This window comes from Sphingobium sp. TKS (genome assembly GCF_001563265.1).
Taxonomy (GTDB): domain Bacteria; phylum Pseudomonadota; class Alphaproteobacteria; order Sphingomonadales; family Sphingomonadaceae; genus Sphingobium.
In genome coordinates this window covers 4,030,743-4,055,536 of sequence record NZ_CP005083.1, presented here as the reverse complement: position 1 = coordinate 4,055,536, position 24,794 = coordinate 4,030,743, and the positions used below count along the sequence as shown (strand labels likewise).

Here is a 24,794-nt window from a genome sequence, read left to right as displayed (position 1 = left end):
GTGAAGGCGCTTGCATGCCGGTGCGATTTTTGCGAGTCGGTCAGGTCAAGGCAGACAGGCGAGAATGAATGGCCTCCATTTCTTTGAAGAAGAAAAATCGGGTCTTTCCCGGAAAGCAATCCTCCACCTTCCTGGGTCAATGGAGCATGTTCCTCCGGCAGTTCATCAAGCATCCAGGCATGATCGGGTCGGTCATTCCCTCTTCCCAGATGCTGGTCGACAGCATGCTGGAGGGCGTGGACTGGCAGCGGACCCGGCTGTTCGTGGAATTCGGGCCGGGCGTCGGCACGTTCACGCGCCCCATTCTCGACAGGCTGCATCCGGACGCGACCCTGCTCGCGATCGACCTCAATCTCGATTTCGTCGCTTATCTGGAGGCGGAGATCGATGATCCCCGGCTGCGCATCGTCCATGGTTCTGCCGCCGATGTCCGCCGCTTCATCAAGGAAGCGGGCTATGCCCAGGCGGATTACGTGCTGTCCGGCATCCCTTTCTCGACCTTGCCAGAAGGCGTGGGCGAGGCGATCTGCGCCGAAACCCGGTCGGTGTTGAAGGCTGGGGGGGCTTTCATGGTCTATCAATATTCCGGCTATGTGCGCCGCCTGCTCTCCCCCCTGTTCGAAGAGATTCGGGAACGGGTCGAATGGCGCAATATCCCGCCCTGCCGGATGTTCACCGCCATGGAGCAGGAGATTCTGGCCCAGGCGGCCTGATCGATCCGCTTTAATATTGAATTTGCGGCATTTTGAGCGAATTTTTCGGCTTGGCTTGGTCTATACCCTGTTTTGGGTATGCGCTGGCCTGACCTGATCGCTAGGCGTGCGAAATAGGCAGTTCCTTCTGCCTGCTGACAGCCGGGCCATTTTGCGACCCATGGTCCGGCTGTCGGCTTTGGCCCTGCCGCATCCGCAACGGTGGTTTCGCTTTGGCCCGCTTTCATGATAAGGCCCGGCGCGAAACACGGCGAGATATTTCATGAACGACCTTACCCAGACCCCCGAAATGCTGATCGCGACCATGGGCGCGCGCGCGCGCGCTGCGGCAGCGGTCCTTTCCGCCGCGAGCGATGCGCAGAAGATCGACGCATTGCGCCGCGCCGCGCAGGCGCTGCGGGATCAGGCGCCGCAGATCATCGCCGCCAATGCTCGCGACATGGAAAATGCCGCCGCCAACGGCCTTTCGCCCGCCATGCTCGACCGGCTCCGGCTGGACGAGGATCGCGTTCTCGCGACGGCGGCGGGCGTTGATCAGGTCGCCACTTTGGTCAATCCGCTGGGCAGCGTGATCGACAAGCAGGTTCGCCCTAACGGCATGGAGTTGAGCCGCGTCCGCGTGCCGCTGGGCGTGATCGGCATCATCTACGAAAGCCGCCCCAATGTGACCGCCGACGCCGCCGCGCTCTGCCTGCGCGCCGGCAACGCCGTGATCCTGCGCGGCGGCAGCGAGGCGAAGGAAAGCAACCGCGCCATCCACGCGGCCATGGCCGAAGGGATCGCCGCTGCCGGCCTGCCCGCCGACGCGGTGCAACTGGTCCCCACCACGGACCGCGCCGCCGTGGGCGCGCTGCTCAAGGCCGCCGAGTTCATCGACCTGATCGTCCCGCGTGGCGGCAAGAGCCTGGTCGCCCGCGTGCAGGAAGAGGCGCGCGTGCCCGTGCTCGCGCATCTCGACGGCATCAACCACAGCTATGTCGACGGTGCCGCCGATCCGGACATGGCGCAAAAGCTGGTGGTGAACGCCAAGATGCGCCGCACCGGCATTTGCGGCGCGACCGAGACAGTGCTGATCGACAAGGCCTATCCTCAGGCGCCCGCCATCGTGAAGGCGCTGCTCGACGCCAAATGCGAAGTGCGCGGCGATGAAGCTGTGCAGGCGATGGACAGCCGCGTGATCGCCGCGTCGGATGAGGATTGGGATACGGAATATCTCGACGCCATCGTCTCGGTCCGGGTCGTGGATGGGCTGGACGAGGCGCTCGCCCATATCGCTGCCCATGCCAGCCACCACACCGACGCGATCATCACCGAGGACGCGACCAAAGCCGAGCGCTTCCTGAACGCCGTCGACAGCGCGATCGTGATGTGGAACGCCTCCACCCAGTTTGCGGACGGCGGCGAGTTCGGGCTGGGCGCGGAGATCGGCATTTCGACCGGGCGCCTCCACGCTCGCGGTCCGGTCGCTCTGGAAGGTCTGACGACCTATAAATGGCTGGTGCGCGGAACGGGCCAGACCCGGCCGTAAATCCGCCAATCTCTTCCCCGTTCGCCCTGAGCTTGTCGAAGGGCAAGGCTGAGCGAAGTCGAAGCCTTCGCTGCGCTCAGGCAAGGGCTTCGACTTCGCTCAGCCCGAACGGGTAGGGGTGTTTTACCCCTTCACCACTCCATCGATCGCCTTCAGCTTCTCCAGCAACGGTCCGACCCATTCGACCGGCAGCATCACCGGCCCATCCGAAGGCGCGCTGTCCGGATCGTCATGCGCCTCGGCAAAGACCGCCGCGATCCCCGCCGCGATAGCGCTCCGCGCCAGCACCGGCGCAAATTCGCGCTGCCCGCCCGAGGCTGAACCCAGCCCGCCCGGCTGCTGCACCGAATGGGTAGCGTCGAACACCACCGGATAGCCGGTCTGCGCCATCACCGGCAGCGACCGCATGTCGCTAACCAGCGTGTTGTAGCCGAAACTCGCCCCGCGCTCGGTCAGCAGGATACGCTCATTGCCGGTCGAGGCGACCTTCTGCGCCACCGCCGCCATGTCCCAGGGCGCGAGGAATTGCCCCTTCTTCACATTGACGACCGCGCCGGTCTTTCCCGCCGCCAGCAGCAGGTCAGTCTGGCGGCACAGAAAGGCGGGGATTTGCAAGATATCCACAGCCTGAGCCGCCGCCTCGACCTGCCCCGCCTCATGCACATCGGTCAGCACCGGACAGCCGAAGCTGGCCCTCACCTCCGCCAGAATTGCCAGCCCCGCATCGATCCCGACGCCTCGCTGTCCTGACACTGAGGTCCGGTTCGCCTTGTCGAACGACGATTTGAACACGAACGGCACGCCCGCTTTCGCGGCGATGCCCGATAGTCTTTCCGCCATCATCATCGCATGATCGCGGCTCTCGATCTGACAGGGGCCGGAAATCAGGACGAAGGGCAAGTCGTTGCCGACCATCACCGGCCCAATGGAAACATGCTTTGTCATGCCGCTCACTTCGGCGCTTTGGCGAAGCGGCGCAAGAGCTGCCCCCGCCACAGCCCCTTGCCGGGGTGATAATTCCAGCAAAACCAGCCGAAGACCAGACAAGCGAGCAACGACGGCAGCGCCATCGGATCGCCTTCCCCCTTCATGTGCCGGTAGAAGGCGAAGTCCGCCCGCCACCGGTCCCGCTCGCTGCCGCCACCATTGATGCCATAGGCATTGTCATGGCGCCGACAGCCGATGTTTCGGTTGTATTTGCGGTGGTCTATGAAATAGCAGTAGTCGCGTTCGGGTGTCGTCATGGCCCGATGTGGAACAGGGGCCATGGAAAAGTTCAAGCGTAAACTCTTCTACCTTGGCGGTTTCGATCCGCGCGGGGTGCGTTTCTATCACCAGATGTATCGCGAGCAGGCGGAAAATTACGCGCGCCTGTCGGGCGAACAGGTGGAGGTCAGCGCCCGCCGTTCCGGCCCGGCCTCGTCCGCCCTCTGGACCGTCACCAACCACAGCGCCGGGGTCGAGACCGACTATGAATTCCTCCGCTGGGAGGATTTGGTCGGCAAGGTCTGGATTCGCAATCCGCTGCTGCTGGCATGGCGCTCCATCGCCACCTACAGCGCCCATGCCCGGCACATGCAGTTCCTGCGCATGCGCAAGCTGCGTCCGGGGCCCGTCATCACCATCCTCTACCCGCCGCTGCTGGCGGTGCTGATCCCGCTCGCCCTCGCGCTGCTTCCCGCTTTGCTGCTGACGCTGCTGCTGCCCTTCTGGGCCGCCGCGCTCATCAGCATCGGCATCAGCGTGGCTCTGTCGGGCCGCCTGCTCAACAAGCTGATCGTGCCCTGGCTGCTGCGCTTCATGTATTATAACCATTCGGTCGCCGCCGACGGCCCCGGCGCGGAGATGGACGAGCGCCTCGACCAGTTCGCCACCCGCATTGTCGAGGAAATGGACGGCTCCCATGACGAGGTGATCTTTGCCTCCCACAGCAACGGCACCATCTATGCGATGAGCGTCCTGCGCCGCATCCTCGAACTGCGCGGGGACAGGCCGCTGCCCGACAATTTCACCGTCCTGACGCTGGGGCAGGTCGTCCCCGTCATCGCGCTCCGCAAGGACGCAAGCTGGTATCATGCCGATCTGAAAGCGCTGGACGACAAGCCTTTCCGCCTGGTCGACTTCTCCGCCCCGCCGGACGGCGCGGCCTATTATGACGTGCACCCGATCCGCCTTGTCTCAGACCGGTGCGCCGCCCGCGTGGACCTTCTCTCGCCGCGCTTCCACCTCTTCTATGATCCGGAAAATTATCACAGCGGCTGGTCGAACAAATATGAGGCGCATTTCGACTATCTGCGCGTGGGCGACCGCCTCTCGCCGGTCGACTATGTCAGCCTCACCGCCGGCCGCCGGACCATCGACGAAGCGATAGCGCAGTTCAGGACGATCAAGTGACGCAGCCCTTCACGCCGCCTTATCCAGAGCCGCCCCGCACCAAGCGCGGCCTGATGAAGCGCTTCCTGCGCGGCTGGCATAGTTGGATTCATGTGTTGTTCGAAAAGAGCTACACGATGAAGCTGGGCGAAATCCGCATGCCCGGCCAGACCATGTACATCGCCAATGAACTGCCGCTGGTGGACCAGATATTGCGGGGCGGCACGGCCTATCCCAAGCATCGCGAGCTGGTGCGCAACCTCTCGCCGCTGATCGGCAATTCGGTCTTTTCCGCCAATGGCGAGGATTGGGAAAGCCAGCGCGCCATGGTGAACCCGGCCTTCGCCCACACCGCGCTCAACCGTTCGATGCCGCTGATGGTCGCGGCCGCCGATGACCTGCTCGCTCGCCTGGGCGAGGCGGACCGCAGCAAGCCGGTCGATATCGACCCGATGATGACCCATGTCGCGGCCGACATCATCTTCCGCACGCTCTTTTCCGAAGCGCTGGACGAGCGGCGCTCCAACATCATCCACACCGCCTTCGGCAAGTTCCAGCGCCTCGCCCACAGCGCCTCGATGCTGCGCCTCTACGGCTTCCCTGCGCGCTGGTTCGAGAAGCGGTCGCTGACCCCGGCAAAGGCGATCCACGATGTCTTCCGCCCCATCGTCGAAGCGCGCTACGCGGGCTTCCACCAGCGTGGCGAGGCTCCCCACAAGGACATCCTTCAGTCGCTGATCGAGGCGAAGCATCCGGAAACCGGCGAACCCTTCACCTTGCAGCAGGTGATGGATCAGGTCTCGACCGTCTTCCTCGCAGGCCATGAAACCTCGGCCAGCACCATGACCTGGGCGCTCTACATGCTGGCCGAATGCGCCCATATTCAGACCGCCGCCCGCGCCGAGGTGACGGAAATCGCCGGAACCGTCCCGCTCGATGCCGCCATGCTCAAGGATATGGGCGCGATCCGCAACATCTTCCGCGAAACGCTGCGCCTCTATCCGCCGGTCGCCTTTTTCCCCCGCGAAGTCACCTGCCCGATGCCGATGCGCGACAAGCAGTTGGAGGAAGGCGCGATGCTGGTCGTCGCCCCCTGGCTCACTCAGCGCAACAAGGATAATTGGGCCTGCCCCCACAGCTTCGACCCCGCTCGCTTCGAAGACCCCGCCAATGCGGAGATGGTGAAGCAGGCCTGGTTCCCCTTCGGCCGCGGCCCCCGCGTCTGCGTCGGCGCCGGTTTCGCCCAGCAGGAGGTGATGACGGTGATCGCCACCGTGGTGCGCCGCTATCGCTTGTCGGTGCCGCAAGGGTTCAAGCCGGAGCCGATCAGCCGCCTGACGATCCGGCCGAGGACGGGCATGCAGCTGATGTTCGAGCTAGTGTCCTGAATGGGGGCAGAGCGGGCCTCACGATTGTTCATAACCGCAATTAGCCAAAAAGCACTGATGCCCTCAGCACTGTTTTTCCAATTTCCCTGATTTCCAACCGAAAAGAAAACGCCGCCACCTGGCCGGTTGAACCGGCGAGGCAGCGGCGTTTTGCATTATCGAGTGTCCGTTTATTGACCGAAAGTGCGCTGCCACCAGCCGCGGCGCGGCGTGCCGTCTTCATTTTCACCTTCGTCACCGGCCTCGCCATTCACCGTAACCGCTTCGGCGGTTTCCGCGGGGGAGGCGGCTTCGACGGGCGCCTGGATAGCCGGTGCGGCCTCTGCGGCAGCGGTTTCCTCGACCACCGGATCGGCCTTCTTGCGGCGAGTGCGCTTGGGTTTGGCAGGCGCCTCTTCGGCAACCGGAGCAGGTTCGGCAGCAACGGCTTCCTCAGCGACCGGCTCCACCTTCTTGCGACGGGTGCGCTTGGGCTTGGCAGGCGCCTCTTCGGCAACCGGCTCCTCCCGCACGACTTCCACCGGAGCTTCGACCGCTTCGGCTTCGGCGGCAGGCGCAGCAGCTTCCTTCGCCTTGCGCGCACGCGGACGGCGGCGGGTCTTGGGCGCTTCCTCCTCGGCAGGCGCTTCGGGAGCCGTTTCCACTACCGGTTCCGGAGCGGCCTCAGCCTCGACGGACTCCTCACTGGCGGCCGAACCTTCGCTCAACCCTTCCTCGCCTGCCTCACGACGGCGCCGTCCACCCCGACGGCCGCGGCGGCCGCGGCGACGGCCTTCGCCCTCACCCTCGACAGCGGCTTCGACCGGTGCAGCTTCGGCTTCGGCTTCACCCTCGACTTCCTCTGCCTCGTCGGAAATGTCGGCGTCCTCGCCAGCATCGCCTTCAGCCGCAGGCTCGGCGCGATGCTCATCGCGCTGCCCGCCCCGGCGGCGACGGCGACGACGGCGGCGACGGCCACCCTCGCGATCCTCGCCACGGTCGCCATGCTCCTCATGCGCGGCTTCGACTTCCTCGACCTCTTCCTCGTCCAGTTCCTCGACGATTTCGAGATCATCCTCTTCCTCGATTATCGGCGTATAGTCGACCACGCGCTCTGGACGCGGCCCGCTGGCCTCGACCGACATGCGCGCGCCCTCGACCTCGCCATCGGGCAGGATCGCGATGCGCACGCCATAGCGCTGCTCGATCTCGTCCAGTTCGCGGCGCTTGTTGTTGAGGACGTAGAAAGCCGCTTCCTGGCTGGCGCGCAGGGTGATCAGGCTGCCGCGACCACGCGCCGCTTCCTCTTCCAGCATGCGAAGCGCCGACAGACCCGCCGACGAGGCCGTCCGCACCAGCCCCGTGCCTTCGCAATGCGGGCACTGGCGGGTCGACGCTTCAAGCACGCCGGTGCGCAGACGCTGGCGGCTCATTTCCATCAGGCCGAAGCCCGAGATGCGGCCGACCTGGATGCGGGCGCGATCGTCCTTCAGCGCCTCCTTCATCGCCTTCTCGACCTTGCGGATGTTGGAGTTCATCTCCATGTCGATGAAGTCGATGACGACCAGGCCCGCCATGTCGCGCAGGCGGAGCTGCCGGGCAATCTCGCGGGCGGCTTCCAGATTGGTGGCGACGGCGGTCTGCTCGATGCCATGCTCGCGGGTCGACCGGCCCGAGTTGATGTCGATCGACACCAGCGCCTCGGTCGGGTTGATGACCAGATAGCCGCCGGATTTGAGCTGTACGACCGGATTGTACATCCCGGCGAGCTGATCCTCGACGCTGGCGCGCTGGAACAGCGAGATCGGATCGGCATATTGCTTCACCCGGCGCGCATGGCTGGGCATCAGCAGCTTCATGAAATCCTTGGCGGCCTTATAGCCATATTCGCCCTCGACGATGACCTCTTCAATATCCTTGTTGTAGATATCGCGGATCGCCCGCTTGATGAGGTCGCTGTCATTGTGGATCAGCGCGGGGGCGTCAGATTTCAGTGTGTTTTCGCGGATCTCGTCCCACAGGCGGGCAAGATAGTCGAAGTCGCGCTTGATCTCCGGCTTGGTGCGCTGGAGACCGGCGGTGCGGACGATGCAGCCCATGGTGGAGGGCAGCGCCATTTCCGCGATGATCGACTTCAGGCGCTTGCGGTCGGCAGCGTTGCTGATCTTGCGCGAAATCCCGCCGCCATGGCTGGTGTTCGGCATCAGCACGCAATAACGGCCCGCGAGCGACAAATAGGTGGTCAGCGCCGCGCCCTTGTTGCCGCGCTCTTCCTTGACGACCTGCACCAGCAGCACCTGGCGGCGCTTGATGACGTCCTGAATCTTGTAGCGGCGGCGCAGCGCCATGCGCTTGCGGCGCAGCTCGTCGGCGGCCTCGTCGCCCTTGCCGCGACGGCCACGGCCATTGCGGCCGCCCTCGGCGCCTTCGCTGGCCGCAGCTTCGCCTTCATGATCTTCATCGTCATGATGATGGGTGGCCTCGACGACTTCCAGGCCACCGTCGGACGCGCCGCCATGTTCCTCATCATCATCGAAATCGGCGCGCAGCGCGGCCTCTTCCTCGGCATGCTCGCGTTCCTCGCGCAGCAGCGCTTCGCGGTCCTCCCGGGGGATCTGATAATAGTCGGGATGGATTTCGCTGAAAGCGAGGAAACCATGGCGATTGCCGCCATAATCGACGAAGGCCGCCTGGAGCGAAGGCTCTACACGAGTAACCTTGGCGAGATAGATATTGCCCTTGAGCTGCTTGTGCTCGGCCGATTCGAAGTCGAATTCCTCGATCCGGTTACCTTTGACGACCGCGACCCGGGTCTCTTCCCGGTGGCGCGCATCGATCAGCATACGCATTGTCATTTATGAATCTCCGGCGTTGGCGGCCAGCGGCGCTGGGCCGGGCTGCCACGCGATAGTAAGGGGACGGCGCGAGTTGCTGCATCGTCCGGTTTTGAAGGAAAAAACGCGTGTCTGCTGCCGGGGCAGGGCCGGACCATGTGCCGGACACCACCAACCACGCCGCATCGCCCGGAACCGGGGCCAGCGTGGATTGGAAATCATGCCTCATGCAGCGTCAACCTGTTCGTGCATCCGTGCCGGGCGTTGTCGCCCGCCGGTGCCATCGTGAATATCCCCGAAAGGACTGCCGCCGAATATGGCGCGTCTTTTGGGAATGTGAATGGGTAGCAGTCAAAATGGCAAGGAGCAACGGCCACTCGAAATATTGTTTCGCGGCTTGCGCTTCCGGCGGAACTTCGCCCGGCAGTCTATCGCGATCATGGTGAAGATGGGGTTAACCTTGCCGTTTCGATGCGCGAAAAGCGGCTATGCTTCATATCGCCGGGATAGCGCCGGGACGATCGGTGGACGGGCGTCATGAAATTCGGCTGGACGGCCAAGGCCCGTACGTTGCACAAGCGGCGCATGTTCCAAAGTCTTGCGCTCGCAAGCATGATCCTCTCCGGCGCGCCGCTTTCCGCCGTCATCCCCGATGGCGGCCGGGCGGGCATGCGCTTTGACGCGCCCGCGCATATGGCCTCGCGCCCGGCCAGGCGTCTCCACAGCATCACCGTGCCGATCCCGCCTGTGGCGCGCGGCCTGTCGCTGCCGCCGGTGGAGGGGCCGCGCGACGCGTCCCGCCCGCTGGTGGTGATCGACGCCGGCCATGGCGGCCATGATCCAGGCGCGGTCAACCGCGAAAATGGCGAGCGGGAGAAGGATGTGACGCTCGCCATCGCGCAGGCGGTACGCGACCAACTGCTGAAGTCAGGCCGCGTCCGCGTGGCGCTGACCCGCAACGCTGACCGTTTCCTGGTACTTCAGGAGCGCTATGGCATTGCGCGCAAGCTGAACGCGGACCTGTTCATTTCCATCCACGCCGATTCGGCGGACAATGACACGGCGCGGGGCGCGACCGTCTATACCCTGTCCGAGACCGCCTCCGACCGCGAAGCCGCCCGCCTTGCCGCGCGCGAGAACAAGGCCGACTTTCTGAACGGCGTTAACCTCGGTGGCCAGTCGAACGATGTTTCCTCGATCCTGATCGACCTGACGCAGCGGGAATCGATGAACATTTCGGTGAGCTTCGCCCGGCTGCTCCAACGCGAGGCCGCGCCCTATGTCCCGTTCCGCAGCGCGGCGCATCGCTTCGCCTCGCTGATGGTGCTCAAAGCTCCGGATACCCCGTCGGTGCTGTTCGAAACGGGCTATATTTCCAATACGGCCGATGCGGCTTTCCTGGCGTCGAAGGAAGGTCAGGCGAATATCGCCAAGGGCGTCGCCCGCGCGATCGAAGTGCATTTCGCCCGCAAACTGACGATGCGCGGGGATGGGGCGGGCGGCTGAGAACGTCCGGACCGGCCGACATTCCGTTCAAAGCATTCCACTCTGGCGCTTCACCCATTTTGACCGTACAGCCTCGACCATCATGGAAGAGGCTCGCCCCAAAAACGCCGCATCGTCCTTCATCCATCGCCTGCGTAGCGGCGCGAGCGGACTTCGGGAAAGGCTCGCACCCCATTGGGACAAGCGCTGGTTCCGCTGGATCGCGGTTGGCCTTGGCGGCCTCATCCTCGCTTATGCGCTTTTCTGGCTGATCTTCGCGCGCGGCTTGCCCGATGCGGCGACGCTGCTGGAATATGAGCCGCCGCTGCCGACAATCGTGCGGGACACCGACGGCCAACCCGTCCACAGCTATGCCCGCGAACGCCGCGTCCAACTGCAATATAGCGATTATCCACCGCTGCTGATCCGCGCCTATCTGTCGGCGGAGGACAAGACCTTCTTCGAACATCATGGCGTCGACATTCCCGGCTTCTTCGGCGCGGTGTTCGACTATGCGACCAAGATCGGCTCGGGCCAGCGCGCCCGTGGCGGCTCCACCATCACCCAGCAGGTGGCGAAGAACCTGCTGATCGGTGACGAATATTCCCCCACGCGCAAGGTGAAGGAAATGATCCTCGCCTATCGCATGGAGGGGGTGCTGACCAAGCAGCAGATCCTCGAACTCTATCTCAACCAGATATTCCTCGGCCGCAACGCCTATGGCGTGCAGGCGGCTGCGCGCGCCTATTTCGACAAGGATGTGGGCGACCTCAAGCTGCATGAAATGGCCTATCTGGCGATCCTGCCCAAAGGTCCGGCCAATTATCGCCCGGAAAGCCCCACCGGCCATGAACGCGCACTGGAGCGCCGCAACTGGGCGCTTGGCGAAATGGTCAAGAATGGCTGGATCACCCAGGCCCAGCGCGATGAGGCGCAGGCCCAGCCGCTCGGCACCGTGGCTGCCCATGGCTCCAGCTTCGATGCCCGCGCAGGCGGCTATTATATGGAGGAAGTGCGCCGCCGCCTGATCCAGCAATTCGGGGAAAAGGCATCGGACGGTCCGAACAGCGTCTATGCCGGCGGCCTCTGGGTGCGCAGCCCCTATGACCCGAAGATTCAGGATCTGACGACCACGGCGCTGCGCAATGGCCTGCTGCGCTTCGATGCGGGCAAGGGCTGGTCCGGGCCGATCGGCAGGATCGACATGGATCGCGGCTGGCATCGTGAACTGGCGGCAAGCTATATCGACGTCGACTATGCCGGATGGCGCGTCGCCGTGATCGTCAGCCGGAACAGCGGCGCCGCGCAGATCGGCTTTTCCGACGGATCGACGGGCACGCTGTCCGCCGATGCGGCGCAATTGCCCTATCGCAAGAGCGGCGGCCCGGCCTTCGCGGCGATGAAGCCCGGCGACCTGATCGTGGTGGCGCGCAACGGCTCGTCATGGGCACTGCGCAACGTGCCCGAAGTCTCCGGCGGCATGGTGGTGGAGGAAACCCATTCGGGCCGCGTCCGCGCCATGCAGGGCGGCTTCGACAACCGCCTCTCCTCCTACAACCGCGCCACCCAGGCGATGCGCCAGCCCGGATCGACCATCAAGCCCTTCGTCTATGCCGCCGCGCTGGACAATGGCATGACCCCGGCCTCGATCATCGTCGACGGACCGCTCTGCGTCTATCAGGGCGCGGGCCTTGGCCAGAAATGCTTCCGCAACTTCACCGGCGGCAGCGCCGGGCCGCAGACCATGCGCTGGGGCGTCGAGCAGTCGCGCAACCTGATGACCGTGCGCGCCGCCAGCCAGACCGGCATGGACCGCGTCGTGCGCACCATCAAGGCGATGGGGATCGGTGATTACCAGCCCTATCTCTCCTTTGCGTTGGGCGCGGGCGAAACCACGGTCGAGCGGATAGTGAACGCCTATGCCATGCTCGCCAATCAGGGGCGGCAGCTTAGCCCCAAGCTGATGGACTATGTGCAGGACCGGCGCGGCAAGGTGATCTGGCCGCTGCGCTGGCGCGCCTGTGACGGCTGCAACATGGCCAATTGGGACGGCAAGTCCATGCCCCGCTTCGGTTTCGAGGGGCGGCAGGTGATGAACCCGATGACCGCCTATCAGGTCGTGCACATTGCCGAGGGCGTGATCCAGCGCGGCACGGCCACCGTGCTGGCGGACCTGAAACGCCCGCTGTTCGGCAAGACCGGCACCACCAACGGCCCGACCAACGTCTGGTTCGTCGGCGGATCGCCGGACATCGTGGCGGGCGTCTATATCGGCTATGACCAGCCGAGGAGCCTGGGCGGCTGGGCGCAGGGCGGCCGCGTCGCCGCGCCGATCTGGAAAGCGGCGATGACGCCGGTGCTGGAGGCGATGCCCAAGACCCCGTTCATCGCCCCGGCGGGCATCCGCATGGTCACGATCGACCGCCGCTCGGGCAAGCGCGTCTATGGCGTCTGGCCGACCGACGAGCCCAAGCCCGCCGTGATCTGGGAAGCGTTCAAGCCCGAATCCGAACCCCGCCGATCGATCCGCAAGGAAGAGGTGGCCGCGCAAGACAAGGCCGCCGCCCGCATCGAAGCGACGGTCCAGCGCCACCAGCGCACCGACAGCGACTTCCTGCAGGATCAGGGCGGGATTTACTAAATTCTCCCTGCGCGAAGCGTCGGGAGGATTTGAGCTCTTCCCCCGCAAGGATTGAATCTTCCCAAACTCTCCGCGCTCGGATAGGGCCGGGCGCATGATGCGTTTCCTGCACGAACAGGAAACATGCGAATGTCTGGAGACCTCCCATGCGCGCCGAAGCGCAGCAATATATAGACCGCATCGACGCCGCGCTGGACCTGCTGCGCCGCTTCCTCGACTGGGACCGCGCCCTTCGCCGCCTCGACGAACTGAACGCCCGCGTCGAGGACCCGACGCTTTGGGACAATCAGAAACAGGCGCAGGAAGTGATGCGGGAGCGCACAAGGCTCGACGCCGCGATCGGCGCGACCCGCGCCATCGACAGCGAAAAGACCGACACCGCGGAACTTATCGACATGGCCGATGCCGAAGGCGATGAGGATATGGTGGCCGAAGCCATCGCCTCGCTGAAGGCGCTGGCCGATCGCGCCGACGAGGACAAGATCAAGGCGTTGCTCGCTGGCGAGGCCGATGCCAGCGACACCTATCTGGAAATCCACGCGGGCGCGGGCGGCACGGAAAGCCAGGATTGGGCGGAAATGCTCAGCCGCATGTACCGCCGCTGGGCCGAACGGCGCGGCTATAAGGTCGAGCTGGTCGACTATCAGGCGGGCGACCAGGCGGGCATCAAGTCCGCCACCTTCCTGTTCAAGGGCGAGAATGCCTATGGCTATGCGAAGACGGAAAGCGGCGTGCATCGCCTGGTCCGCATCAGCCCCTATGACAGCTCGGCCCGCCGCCACACCAGCTTCTCGTCGGTCTGGGTCTATCCGGTGATCGACGACGATATCGATATCGAGGTGAAGGAAAGCGACCTCAAGATCGACACCTACCGCGCCAGCGGCGCAGGCGGTCAGCACGTCAACACTACGGACTCGGCGGTCCGCATCACTCACGTGCCGTCGGGCATCATCGTCGCCAGCCAGAACGACCGTTCGCAGCACAAGAACCGCGCAACGGCCATGAACATGCTGAAGGCGCGCCTCTATGAAGCGGAACTGCGCCGTCGCGAGGAAGCGGCATCGACCGACTATCAGGCCAAGACCGAGATCGGCTGGGGCCACCAGATCCGCTCCTATGTGCTTCAGCCCTATCAGCTCGTGAAGGATTTGCGCACCGGCGTCACCTCCACCGCGCCCGACGATGTGTTGGACGGCGCGCTCGATCCCTTCATGGCGGCCGCGCTCAGCCAGAAGGTGACCGGAGAGAAGGTCGACGTGGAGGATGTCGACTGATGAAGCGCCTGCCGGCGGCCGGGGCTGGAGCGCTCGCGGCGCTGGCGGGCTGCTTGGCTTTGCTGGCGGGCTGCGGCCCATTCTCGTCGGACAAGAATAGCGATCGCCCGGCCGCCGCCCGCGCCTTTCCGCGCGCCGACCGCCCGGTGGCGCCGATCGTCTCCACCCGCTGGTCGAGCGAGGAAGCCCGCGACCGGGTGAACGAAGCCGAAGACATCATGAACCGCGCCGGCATCCGTTCCGGCATGACGGTGGCGGACATTGGCGCGGGCGAGGGCTATTACACCGTGCGCCTCGCGAAAAGGGTGGGCGACAGGGGCCGCGTCCTGGCCGAAGACATCATGCCCGAGGTGATCGACGCCTTGAGCCGCCGCATCACGCGGGAGGACTGGCGCAATGTCAGCGTCCGGCTGGGCGCGCCGGAGAACCCCAGGCTGCCTGAAAACAGCTTCGACCGCATCCTCATGGTCCATATGTATCATGAGATTGCCGAACCCTACGCCTTTCTGTGGAACCTCAGTCCAGCGCTCAAGCCGGGTGGCGAGCTGATCGTGGTGGACGCCGATCGTCCGACCGACCAGCACGGCACGCCGCCGCGCCTGCTGGCCTGCGAATTGGCGGCCATGGGCTTCCGTCTGGAGGAACTGATTCCCAAGCCGACGGCGGGCGGCTATTTCGCCCGGTTCAAGCGCATTGCCGCACGGCCCGAACCATCCTCCATCGTCCCCTGCGCCTTGCGGTCCTGATCCGTTACGGCCGGCTAACGCTTTCCTTTGCGCATATTATGGTTAATGGGCGGCCAACCATGATTCGATGGACGCTTTTGACCATTTTATGATCATATGCCTTGGGGGGAGGGCAGGATATGGCTGACCTGACTGGCGCCGCCGGGCAGCGGCGGCACGATCCGCGCCACAAGATGTTCGGACCCGTCGCCTTGCGTTTCGGCGGCACGGCGGCCCGGGCGCATTTTCTGGACCTGTCCTGCTCGGGCGCGTTGGCCCATTGCGAAACGCCGCCCAGGACCGGCACCTATCTCATCGTCGAGGCGCTGGGCATGCAGGCGAGCGGCCGGGTCATGTGGTCCAATGGCAAGCGTTTCGGCATTCAGTTCAACCAGCCCTTGACCCAGCATGCCTTGACCGTGTGGATCGAAGGCGCCTGAATAGCCGTTCCTTCATCCCTTCTGCCGCCACTTCCGAAATAGCGATACGCCCAGCAGTCCGCCGCCGACCAGCGCTGCGATCGCTCCGCCCGCGCTCGCCAGCGCCCAGGCGCCGGCAGCCAGCAAGCCAGTCAGGAAATCGACGATGATCAGCGTAAGGTGAATCATTACGCTAGGAAGACGTTATTCCTGCCCAAGTTCCTTCGCCTCCTGATATTTCAGCTCCAGGAAGCGGTTCTGCACCGCCAGCTTGTCGAGATCGCCGCTCGCCAGCGTCTCGCTCATCCGGGCGATTTCCGCGTCGATGACGCCAAGTCCGTCGATCAACTGCTTTTCCGGGACGCGGCCATTGCGCTCCTCGCGCCGCAGCGGTTCGGGGATGGATTGATAGCCGGTGACGAGTTCAGGCAGATGATCGGCCAGCAATTTGCGGATTTCCTGCGCCGCCGGATCCTGCTCGCCCAGCCTTTCAAGTTGCGGCGACAGGGTCTCCAGCTTCACGCCGATGCTGTCGACTAGGGTGACGGCGGGGGCGGGCAGGGCTTTGCGCTGATTTTCCAGCCAAATCTCGGTCTGGAGCGGCAGGGCGGTGAGCGCGGTCTCCGCCAGCGCCTCTGTCCTGACGCGCTTTTCTCCCGGCAGCGCCGCGATCAGGAGCACCGCCGCCAGCATGACGCCCAGCGCGATCATGACCCCGCTTGTCCCGATCGGCGCCACAAAGCCCGCCACCGCGCTGCCGATCAGCACCGCGATCACTGCCCAGAAGGCATATTTGACCTTGCGCATCAGCGCGGCATTGCGCCTTTGCCGCGCACGTGCCGACAGGCTCTGCCCGCGCTCGCTATGGCGGCGGAGCACCGCTTCGGCATCGGCCAGGACGCGTTCGGACCGGCTCATCCTGTCAGGCCTCGATCGAACTCAGCAACGGATTGTCGACGCGTGCCTGTTGCGCGGCCTGCGCCTGTCCCTCGGCGCGGGCGATATAGCCCTTGGATTTCTCGACCTCGTTCGACAGCGTGGACACCGTTGTCTTCATATTCTCCAGCGCCTTCAGCTTGAACGTGTCGATACTGTCCATCGTATCGTAGATATTCTGGAAGGCGCGTTGCAGCGTCTCGATCGGGATGGTGCTGGACGCCGCCTGTTCATGGATCTGCGCAGTCTGGGTCTTCAGCATCTCGCCGGTCGAATCGATCATGTTCGCGGTCGTCGTGTTGAGCGCGGTGATCTGTTCCAGCACCAGGCGCTGCCCGACCAGCGCCTGCGCCACGGTGACGGCGGTGCGCAGCGCGGCGACAGTGGTGGTGCCGGCGCGGTCCACGCCCTTCACCAGTTCGACATTGTTCTTCTTGACGAGGTCCAGCGCCAGATAGCCCTGCACCGTCACCGCCATCTGCGTCAGCAGGTCCTGCGTGCGCTGGCGGATGTAGAAAAGCGCGCTCTCGCGGATCGCCTTGGCCTTGGCCGGGTCCGCTGAATCCAGCTCCAGCGCCTTCGCCTCCAGCCGGGCGTCCAGCGTCTTGGAGATATGGATCATCTGCTCCAGACGGCCCATGGTCTGCCACATATTCTGCCGCTCGACATCGATGGCGGCATTGTCCTTGATCAGCACGTCCTTGCCGCTGGCCAGGCTGCCCAGGATCGAATTGATGTGGCTCTGCGCGCTTTTATAGCTGTCGAAATAATCGCGCATCCGGTTGCCGAAGGGGATCAGGCCGAACAGCTTCTTGGGCGCGGTCAGGCTGCCGCGCTTGCCGGGATCGAGATCCTCGATGGTTCGGCGCAGTTCGGCCAGATCGACGCCGACCTTGTTGTCGCTGTCCATGGCGCGCACCGGGCGGTCGAGAAAACGGTTGGAATGTCCCGCAGCCTCCGCGATTTCCTTGCGCCCCATATTGGTGAGCTGGTCGACGCGCTGCCCGAATTCGGGCGAATTGGCGTCCTGCGCGACCAGATCGTCGATGAAGGCATCGACCTTCTCGTCCAGCTTCGACCTTTTCTCGTCTTCCAAGGGCACCAGCCCCGCCGCTTTTTCGGGCGCGATCGGCGGCACCGGATCGGGCGGAGTGAGGTTCAGCGTGTCAGCGGTGGCGGTCGGCGCGGTCGAAGCCATGTCATCTCCCAGGGGCCATCAAGCGTTTGCACTGTTATATGTATATAGAACAGTCCGGCTGCAAGCCTGTGCCGCACGCTAAAGGCCTGCCCCCGCCATTGCAATCGCTCCTGCCCTACCCGCAAAGCTTGCCGCAGCGCGTCATTTCCTGTAGGGGCGCGCCCGATAGTCCTGGACAGGCGTGGTGCCCGCCGGGAAACCTTAAATCCCAAAGGCAAGACATGTCCCTGCGTAATATCGCGATCATCGCGCACGTCGACCATGGCAAGACCACGCTCGTCGACCAGCTTTTCCGCCAGTCCGGCACCTTCCGCGACAATCAGCGCGTCGAGGAACGCGCGATGGACTCGAACGACCTCGAAAAGGAACGGGGCATCACCATCCTGGCGAAGCCGACCTCGGTCGAGTGGAACGGAATCCGCATCAACATCGTCGACACGCCCGGCCACGCCGACTTCGGCGGCGAGGTGGAGCGCATCCTCTCCATGGTCGACGGCGTGATCCTGCTGGTCGACTCGTCGGAGGGCGCGATGCCGCAGACCAAGTTCGTGACTGGCAAGGCGCTGGCGTTGGGCCTGCGCCCGATCGTCGTCGTCAACAAGGTCGACCGCCCCGACGAGCGCATCCAGGAAGTGCTGGACGAAGTGTTCGACCTGTTCGTGACGCTGGACGCCACTGACGAGCAGCTCGATTTCCCGGTCCTCTATGCCTCGGGCCGCAACGGCTATGCCAGCGATAACCCCAGCCGCCGCGAGGGCACGCTGGAGCCGATGTTCCAGAAGATCGTCGATCATGTGCCGCCGCCGTCGCTGGATCAGGACGCGCCGTTCAGCTTCCTCGTGACGCTGCTCGATCGCGACAATTTCCTCGGCCGCATCCTGACCGGCCGCGTCCAGTCGGGCACGGTCAAGGTCAACCAGCCGATCCACGCGCTCGACATGGACGGCAATGTGATCGAAACCGGCCGCGCGTCGAAGATCATGTCCTTCCGCGGCCTGGATCGCGTTCCGGTGGATGAGGCGAAGGCGGGCGACATCATCTCGCTCGCCGGTCTGACCGTCGCGACCGTGGCCAACACCATCTGCGACACCTCGGTCAGCGTGCCGATCAAGGCGCAGCCGATCGATCCGCCGACCCTGTCGATGCGCTTTGCGGTGAACGATTCGCCGATGGCGGGCCGCGAAGGCAGCAAGGTGACGAGCCGCATGATCCGCGACCGTCTGGCCCGCGAAGCCGAATCGAACGTCGCCATCAAGGTGACGGAGAGCGACGACAAGGACAGCTTCGAAGTCGCCGGCCGTGGCGAATTGCAGCTGGGCGTGCTCATCGAAACCATGCGCCGCGAAGGCTTTGAACTCGGCATCTCGCGCCCCCGCGTGCTGTTCGGGGAGGATGAGAACGGCAACAGGACCGAGCCTTATGAAATCGTCGTCATCGACGTGGACGATGAATTTTCCGGCACGGTCGTCGACAAGATGAACATCCGCAAGGCCGAGATGACCGACATGCGTCCTTCGGGCGGCGGCAAGACCCGCATCACCTTCTCCGCGCCGTCGCGCGGCCTGATCGGCTATCATGGCGAATTCCTGTCCGACACGCGCGGCACCGGCATCATGAACCGCCTGTTCGAGAAATATGGCCCCCACAAGGGCAAGATCGAAGGCCGCAAGAACGGCGTGCTGATCTCCAACGGCGCGGGTGAGGCCAATGCCTATGCGCTCGGCCCGCTGGAAGAGCGCGGTATCCTGATGGTCGGCGTGGGCGAGGCGCTCTACGAAGGCATGATCATCGGTGAAAACGCCAAGCCGGAAGACCTGGAAGTCAACCCGATGAAGTCGAAGGCGCTGACCAACTTCCGCGCCAGCGGCAAGGATGACAGCATCCGCCTGACCCCGCCGCGCAAGCTGACGCTGGAGCAGGCCATCGCCTATATCGATGACGATGAAATGGTCGAAGTGACGCCCAAGAACATCCGCCTGCGCAAGCGCTATCTCGACCCGAACGAGCGCAAGCGCATGTCGCGGGCCAAAGCTGCCGCCTGATTGAGTTTTGAGAGGAAAAAAAGGGGCCGGTGTCGCGAGACGCCGGCCCCTTTTGCTTTGGGATGGTCCGGAAGGGCCATTTGCGGATGTTGATAATATCGTCATCCCAGCGAAAGCTGGGATCTCTTGAGGCTAGGTCGTGCGCTATCGCCTAAGATCCCGGCTTTCGCCGGGATGACGGAAATGATGTTCGCCTTCCACCCAAACATCCCTCAAACCTATTTGCACCCTCGTAAAGCTGCTGGCCTCCCCGCTGCGCCCTCTTTATGGTCGCGCCGTCTGCTCTTCCGCGAAAGCTTTTCATGCATCTTCTCATTGGCCTAGCCGGCATCGCGCTGATCCTTGCCATTGCCTTCGCCTTGTCCTCCGACCGCCGCGCCGTCCGGCCGCGGGTCGTGGGCGCGGCATTCCTGTTGCAGGCAGGCATCGCCCTGCTGGTGCTTTATGTGCCTGCCGGACGTGCGGTGATCGCGGGCATGTCGCATGGCGTGTCGAATCTGCTCGGCTATGCGCAGGCGGGGACGGATTTCATCTTCGGCCCGCTCGCCAAGCCGGAAATCGGCGGGGCCAGCTTCGCCATCGCCGCGCTGCCGGTGATCATCTTCTTCGCCAGCCTGGTGTCGATCCTCTATTATCTGGGCATCATGCAGCAGATCGTCCGCTGGGTCGGCGGCGCGATCGAGAAGGTGACGGGCGTGTCCAAGGTCGAAAGCCTGTGCGCCGCCGCCAATATCTTCGTCGGCCAGAGCGAGAGCCCGCTCGTCATCCGCCCCTATCTGGCGGGCCTCACCCCGCCGCAGCTCTTCGCCGTCATGACCAGCGGGATGGCGGGCGTGGCGGGCACCATCCTGGCGGCCTATGCCTCCATGGGGATCAAGATCGACTATCTGCTTGCCGCGAGCTTCATGTCCGCGCCCGGCGGTCTGCTGATGGCGAAGATCATGATGCCCGACGAGCCGGAACGCGAACCGGAACTGCCCTTGGGCGACCATCCCGACATCGCCCTGCCCGAAACACGCATCAGCGGCGCCGGTCCCGCCGCGCTGCTGCCCGAAGCGACGCCCGGCGAGCCGATGCCGCCCGCGACCCATGACGAGGAAAAGCCCGCCAATCTGATCATGGCGGCGGCGCAGGGCGCGCAGACCGGCGTGAAGCTGGCCGTCGCGGTCGGTGCCATGGTACTGGCCTTCGTGGCGCTGGTGGCGCTGGCCAATGGCATATTGGGCGGGATCGGCGGCTGGTTCGGCTATTCGAACCTCAGCTTCCAGCAACTGCTCGGCTATGTGTTTTCGCCGGTCATGTATCTGCTCAACATCCCCTGGAACGAAGCGCAGATCGCGGGCGGCCTGTTCGGTACCAAGGTCGTGCTGAACGAGTTCGTCGCCTATATCAATCTGGGCCAGGTGCAGGGCGCGCTGTCGCCCGCGACCATCGCCATCGTCACCTTCGCGCTTTGCGGCTTCGCCAATTTCAGCTCGATCGCGATCCAGATGGCCGTCACCGGCAATCTCGCGCCCAACCAGCGGCCAGTGATCGCGCGGCTGGGGTTGAAGGCGCTGGTGGCGGGCAGCCTCGCCAATCTCATGAGCGCGGCGCTGGCGGGCCTGATGCTCAGCCTGCGCTGATCGTTCCGATTCTATAACGAAAGTTCTACCCGCTGCCGGTAGAATCGGTTATGGTTAACCCATGGGGGCGAAACGCATATTCGGGCTGGCAGTCATGCTGTCGGCGGTCATGGGAATGGCGCCGGCCATCGCGCAGGCGCCAAAGCCCGGCACATTGGAAAGCTATAAGGACTGGACCATCGGCTGCGACAATCGCAACCGGTGCGAGGCCGTGTCGCTGTTGCCCGAGGGCGGCGATTGGCCCGATACGCCGGTCATGCTGGGCATCAGCCGGGATGCCGGTGCAACTACCGATCCCGAAATCTGGGTCAGCCGCGACGCCAAGGGGCGCGAGACGCTGGACTTCCTGATCGATGGCCGCAAGATCGCCAGCGCGGCGAGCGTGGATGGCGAAGCCAGCGTGCAGGGGCCGCAGGCGTCCGCGCTGGCCATCGCCATGGCGAAGGGCGGGGGCATGGAAATCCGCTCCGGCGCCAAGCGGATCGATCGGCCATCGCTGGCCGGGTCCGCCGCCGCGCTGCGCTATATGGATGCGAAACAGGGTCGGGCAGGAACGGTGGCGGCTCTGGTTGCGACCGGCCCGCTCGCCCGCAGCGCCGTGCGCCCCGCGCCTGCCATCCCGTCGATCCGGCGCGTCGCCGTGCCCGGCGGCGCGGAACCGCCTGCGCTCTGGCGCGAGGAATTGACCTCGCTTGGCACATTCACCGGCTGCGCCGATGAGATGAAGGACGCATCCTCTCCCCCCGATCTGTATCGCCTCTCGAAGACGGAGACGCTGGTATTGGTGCCCTGCGGCGCTGGAGCCTATAATTTCACGTCCGCCCCGGTGATCGCCACCGGCATAGCGGGGCGCCGGATCTTCCGCTTCGCCAGTTTCGATTATCAGCCGGGCTGGAGCGAGGATGCCGGCCATCCGATGCTGGTCAATGCAAGCTGGGCGCCGGAGACGTCCACCCTACAAAGCTATGCCAAGGGCCGGGGCTTGGGCGATTGCGGCGGCAGCGAATCCTATGTGTGGGACGGAACGCGTTTCCGTTTGGTCGAGGCTAGCGCCATGGGAGAATGCCGTGGCGCCTGGCACTGGATCACCACCTGGTCCGCGAAGGTCACCGAATAGGACCGCGAGCTGTGATCCTTTCTCATGTCTGGGCGAGGATCAGCGAAAACAGCCCGTCCGCATCGCTCCATTCTCGCACCGGCTCCCATCCGCCTGCGCGCAGCAGCAGCCTTTCGTCGCGTGCGCCATATTTATGGCTGCTTTCGGTATGGATCGTCTCGCCCGCCGCCATGCGGAAACATTGTCCCGCGACGTGGAAGTGCAAGGGCCGCACCGCCTCCAGATGCATTTCGATCCGCGCCTTGTCATCGTTCCAGACGGCGCGATGGACGAAGCCATCCAGCGGCAGGTCACCCTCCAGCTCGCGATTGATGCGGGCGATCAGGTTGAGGTTGAACGCCGCCGTCACCCCGGCCGCATCGTCATAGGCGGCGACCAGCAGATCGCGGTCCTTGATCCGGTCCATGCCGATCAGCAGCATCGACTCTTCCCCCAACAGCCGCCGCATCGCCCGAAGCAGGTCGACCGCCGCATCGGGTTCCATATTGCCGATGGTCGATCCGGGGAAAAAGCCGAGGCGCGGCAAGCCATCGATCGCGGCGGGCAAGGCCAGTTCGCCGTTGAAATCGCCCACCACCGGCAACACGGGCAGACCGGGAAAGGCCGATGCCAGTTCGGCGCTCGCAGCGCGAAGAAAATCGCCGCTGATGTCGATCGGCACATAGGCGGCGGGGTCGACGGCGCGCAGCAGATGCGGGGTCTTGCGCGAACTGCCCGCGCCGAATTCCACCACTGCCCGGCCGGTGCCGATGGCTTGGGCGAAATCCGGGCCATGCCGTTCCAGCAGCGCGGTTTCGGTGCGCGTCGGATAATATTCGGGCAGGTCGGTGATCGCCTCGAACAGTTCCGACCCGCGCCGGTCGTAGAACCAGATGGGCGGCGTCGCCTTGGGGTGGCGCGACAGCCCCTCGATAATGTCCCTCCGAAAAGCCGGATCGGGCGCGCGCAGCGGCAGCGTAGCGTCCTTAGTCAGCAGCATCGCCTCACAAATCCTTTGCCAGCCGCAGCCCGGTGAACTGCCAGCGTTGATGGGGGTAGAAGAAATTGCGGTAACTCGCCCGCATATGGCCGCGTGGGGTGGCACAACTGCCGCCCTTCAGCACGAACTGGCCCGACATGAACTTGCCATTATATTCGCCCACGGCGCCTTCCGCCGCCCGAAAGCCGGGATGCGGGCGAAAGGCGCTGCCGGTCCATTCCCACACATCGCCGTACATTTGGGTCAGCGCCGATCCGCCCTCCGGCGCGCGGGGGCGGGGGCAGGCGGGGCCGTCCAACTGGTTGCCGCTGGTCGGCGCGACGTTCAGCGCGGCGCTTTCCCATTCCGCCTCGGTCGGTAATCGCGCACCGGCCCAGCTCGCATAGGCGTCCGCCTCATACAGGCTGATATGGCTGACGGGCGCGGCGGGATTGACCGGCTTGCGGCCATCCAGCCCGAAGCGCGTCCAGCCCTGATCGCCGCGCCGCCAGTAAAGCGGCGCGTCTATCCCCTCGGCCCGGACCCAGGCCCAGCCATCCGATAGCCAGTGGGCGGGATCGTCATAGGCTCCATCCTCGATGAAGTTGATCCATTCGCCGTTGGTGATAAGCCGGTGCGCCAGGGCGTGCGGGTGGAGCACCGTCTTGTGACGGGGCGTTTCGCAATCGAAGGCGAAATCGCTCTTGCCGTCGTCACCGATCTCGACCAGCCCCTGCCGCCCCTCTATCCAGTGCAGCGGGCCGGGGACCGGCGCAGGCAGCGCATTGGGCGCGTCGAACAATGCGGGCTCCAGCGGATTGAGCGACAGCAGATGCTGCATGTCGGTCAGCAGCAATTCCTGATGCTGCTGCTCATGGTGGAGGCCCAGCAGCACCAGCGCCTGCGCATCGGGCATCAGCATCGGCAGGGCGGTGATCAGCGCCTTGTCGACATGCGCGCGATAGGCGCGGATTTCCTTGAGTGTCGGCCGGGTCAGCACGCCCCGCATCGGCCGGGCATGGCGCGGCCCCTCGGCCTCATAATAGCTGTTGAAGAGATAGGCGTAATGCGGGTCGAAGGGCTTGTAGCCCGCCATATGATCGCGCAGGACGAAGCTTTCGAAGAACCAGCTTACATGCGCCAGATGCCATTTGGCGGGCGATGCGTCGGGCATGGACTGGACGGTCGCATCGGCGTCGGACAGCGGCGCGGCCAGCGCTTCGCTCAGCGCCCTGACCTCGCGATAGCGGGTGATAAGATCGATCTGGCTCGGTGCTGTCCGGCTTCTGGCCATGCATGCCCCTCCGATACGGTTGCGCCGCTCTCGCGGGACAATCGCATGAAGGGGCGGTTAGGTTCCGACCGGGGTGCGTGGATATTGGGGAGGGCTAGGATTGGCCAATGCAAGCCATTGAGCGCATCCGTGTTCCTGCGAAGGCAGGAACCCAGTTCCGCCGTTTGTGGATCATCGCACCGTAGGGAACTGGGCTCCTGCCTTCGCAGGAGCACGATGCGCTTCAAGAAAAAGCGCTAAGCAGACCGTCCGCTTCCACCCAAGC

20 protein-coding genes are annotated in these 24,794 nt (G+C 64.6%); 12 read left to right on the top strand and 8 right to left on the bottom strand.

The annotated features are described in order from the left end of the window. Positions 1-68: 68 nt before the first annotated feature. Complete coding sequence (locus K426_RS20045) at positions 69-713, top strand: class I SAM-dependent methyltransferase (protein ID WP_066560700.1); 645 nt, start codon at positions 69-71, stop codon at positions 711-713. A 262-nt stretch (positions 714-975) separates the two neighbouring features. After that, the gene (locus tag K426_RS20040; RefSeq protein ID WP_066560693.1) at positions 976-2,241 is read left to right on the top strand and encodes a glutamate-5-semialdehyde dehydrogenase; all 1,266 of its coding nucleotides are present in this window, start codon (positions 976-978) and stop codon (positions 2,239-2,241) included. A 123-nt stretch (positions 2,242-2,364) separates the two neighbouring features. Here K426_RS20040 and kdsA read toward each other — a convergent pair whose 3' ends face one another. Together kdsA and K426_RS20030 are read right to left on the bottom strand one after the other, a co-directional pair. Beyond that, the gene (kdsA, locus tag K426_RS20035; protein ID WP_066560691.1) at positions 2,365-3,186 is read right to left on the bottom strand and encodes a 3-deoxy-8-phosphooctulonate synthase; all 822 of its coding nucleotides are present in this window, start codon (positions 3,184-3,186) and stop codon (positions 2,365-2,367) included. Positions 3,187-3,191: 5 nt separating this feature from the next. Beyond that, positions 3,192-3,485 carry a hypothetical protein gene (locus K426_RS20030; RefSeq protein WP_066560688.1) on the bottom strand — a complete coding sequence of 98 codons (294 nt, stop codon included), beginning with the start codon at positions 3,483-3,485 and terminating at the stop codon, positions 3,192-3,194. A gap of 22 nt (positions 3,486-3,507) precedes the next feature. On the opposite strand from K426_RS20030, the gene K426_RS20025 reads away from it, so the two are divergent. Next, positions 3,508-4,635 carry a hypothetical protein gene (locus K426_RS20025; RefSeq protein ID WP_066560687.1) on the top strand — a complete coding sequence of 376 codons (1,128 nt, stop codon included), beginning with the start codon at positions 3,508-3,510 and terminating at the stop codon, positions 4,633-4,635. Beyond that, entirely contained in the window at positions 4,632-6,002 is a 1,371-nt protein-coding gene (locus K426_RS20020; protein ID WP_066560686.1) for a cytochrome P450, read from the top strand. Before K426_RS20025 ends, K426_RS20020 begins: the two co-directional genes overlap by 4 nt. A gap of 170 nt (positions 6,003-6,172) precedes the next feature. On the opposite strand, the gene K426_RS20015 is transcribed toward K426_RS20020, so the two are convergent. Beyond that, on the bottom strand, positions 6,173-8,836 hold the full coding sequence (locus K426_RS20015; protein ID WP_237229851.1) for an Rne/Rng family ribonuclease: 2,664 nt from the start codon (positions 8,834-8,836) through the stop codon (positions 6,173-6,175). Between the two features lie 516 nt (positions 8,837-9,352). On the opposite strand from K426_RS20015, the gene K426_RS20010 reads away from it, so the two are divergent. From K426_RS20010 to K426_RS19990, 5 genes are all read left to right on the top strand, one after another. After that, entirely contained in the window at positions 9,353-10,321 is a 969-nt protein-coding gene (locus tag K426_RS20010; protein ID WP_066560676.1) for an N-acetylmuramoyl-L-alanine amidase family protein, read from the top strand. 82 nt (positions 10,322-10,403) lie between these two features. Beyond that, positions 10,404-12,941: a penicillin-binding protein 1A gene (locus K426_RS20005; RefSeq protein ID WP_066562061.1), complete on the top strand. Its 2,538-nt coding sequence runs from the start codon at positions 10,404-10,406 to the stop codon at positions 12,939-12,941. A 146-nt stretch (positions 12,942-13,087) separates the two neighbouring features. Further along, a complete protein-coding gene (prfB, locus tag K426_RS20000; protein ID WP_066560674.1) occupies positions 13,088-14,215 on the top strand; it encodes a peptide chain release factor 2 in 1,128 nt (375 codons plus the stop codon). Beyond that, positions 14,215-14,961, top strand: coding sequence for a class I SAM-dependent methyltransferase (locus tag K426_RS19995; protein ID WP_066560673.1), 747 nt, complete (start codon positions 14,215-14,217; stop codon positions 14,959-14,961). Before prfB ends, K426_RS19995 begins: the two co-directional genes overlap by 1 nt. Positions 14,962-15,080: 119 nt before the next feature. After that, a complete protein-coding gene (locus tag K426_RS19990; protein WP_066560671.1) occupies positions 15,081-15,380 on the top strand; it encodes a PilZ domain-containing protein in 300 nt (99 codons plus the stop codon). Between the two features lie 12 nt (positions 15,381-15,392). Here the strand turns inward: K426_RS19990 and K426_RS32205 are convergent, their stop codons facing one another. The 3 genes from K426_RS32205 to K426_RS19980 are packed head-to-tail and all read right to left on the bottom strand — an operon-like array spanning position 15,393 to position 17,493. Beyond that, positions 15,393-15,548, bottom strand: coding sequence for a hypothetical protein (locus K426_RS32205; protein ID WP_169576123.1), 156 nt, complete (start codon positions 15,546-15,548; stop codon positions 15,393-15,395). 15 nt (positions 15,549-15,563) lie between these two features. Next, the gene (locus tag K426_RS19985; protein ID WP_066560669.1) at positions 15,564-16,277 is read right to left on the bottom strand and encodes a hypothetical protein; all 714 of its coding nucleotides are present in this window, start codon (positions 16,275-16,277) and stop codon (positions 15,564-15,566) included. A 4-nt stretch (positions 16,278-16,281) separates the two neighbouring features. Next, positions 16,282-17,493, bottom strand: coding sequence for a toxic anion resistance protein (locus K426_RS19980; RefSeq protein WP_066560667.1), 1,212 nt, complete (start codon positions 17,491-17,493; stop codon positions 16,282-16,284). Positions 17,494-17,714: 221 nt separating this feature from the next. On the opposite strand from K426_RS19980, the gene typA reads away from it, so the two are divergent. From typA to K426_RS19965, 3 genes are all read left to right on the top strand, one after another. After that, positions 17,715-19,535, top strand: coding sequence for a translational GTPase TypA (gene typA / locus K426_RS19975; protein ID WP_066560665.1), 1,821 nt, complete (start codon positions 17,715-17,717; stop codon positions 19,533-19,535). A gap of 302 nt (positions 19,536-19,837) precedes the next feature. Beyond that, positions 19,838-21,160 (top strand): NupC/NupG family nucleoside CNT transporter, encoded by a 1,323-nt coding sequence (locus tag K426_RS19970; RefSeq protein WP_066560663.1) that lies wholly within the window; start codon positions 19,838-19,840, stop codon positions 21,158-21,160. A 61-nt stretch (positions 21,161-21,221) separates the two neighbouring features. Continuing rightward, the gene (locus K426_RS19965; protein WP_066560656.1) at positions 21,222-22,277 is read left to right on the top strand and encodes a DUF1176 domain-containing protein; all 1,056 of its coding nucleotides are present in this window, start codon (positions 21,222-21,224) and stop codon (positions 22,275-22,277) included. Between the two features lie 22 nt (positions 22,278-22,299). Here the strand turns inward: K426_RS19965 and egtD are convergent, their stop codons facing one another. Both egtD and egtB read right to left on the bottom strand, forming a co-directional pair. Further along, complete coding sequence (gene egtD, locus K426_RS19960; protein ID WP_066560654.1) at positions 22,300-23,256, bottom strand: L-histidine N(alpha)-methyltransferase; 957 nt, start codon at positions 23,254-23,256, stop codon at positions 22,300-22,302. Positions 23,257-23,260: 4 nt separating this feature from the next. Beyond that, entirely contained in the window at positions 23,261-24,529 is a 1,269-nt protein-coding gene (egtB, locus tag K426_RS19955) for an ergothioneine biosynthesis protein EgtB (RefSeq protein WP_066560653.1), read from the bottom strand. Positions 24,530-24,794 lie beyond the last annotated feature (265 nt).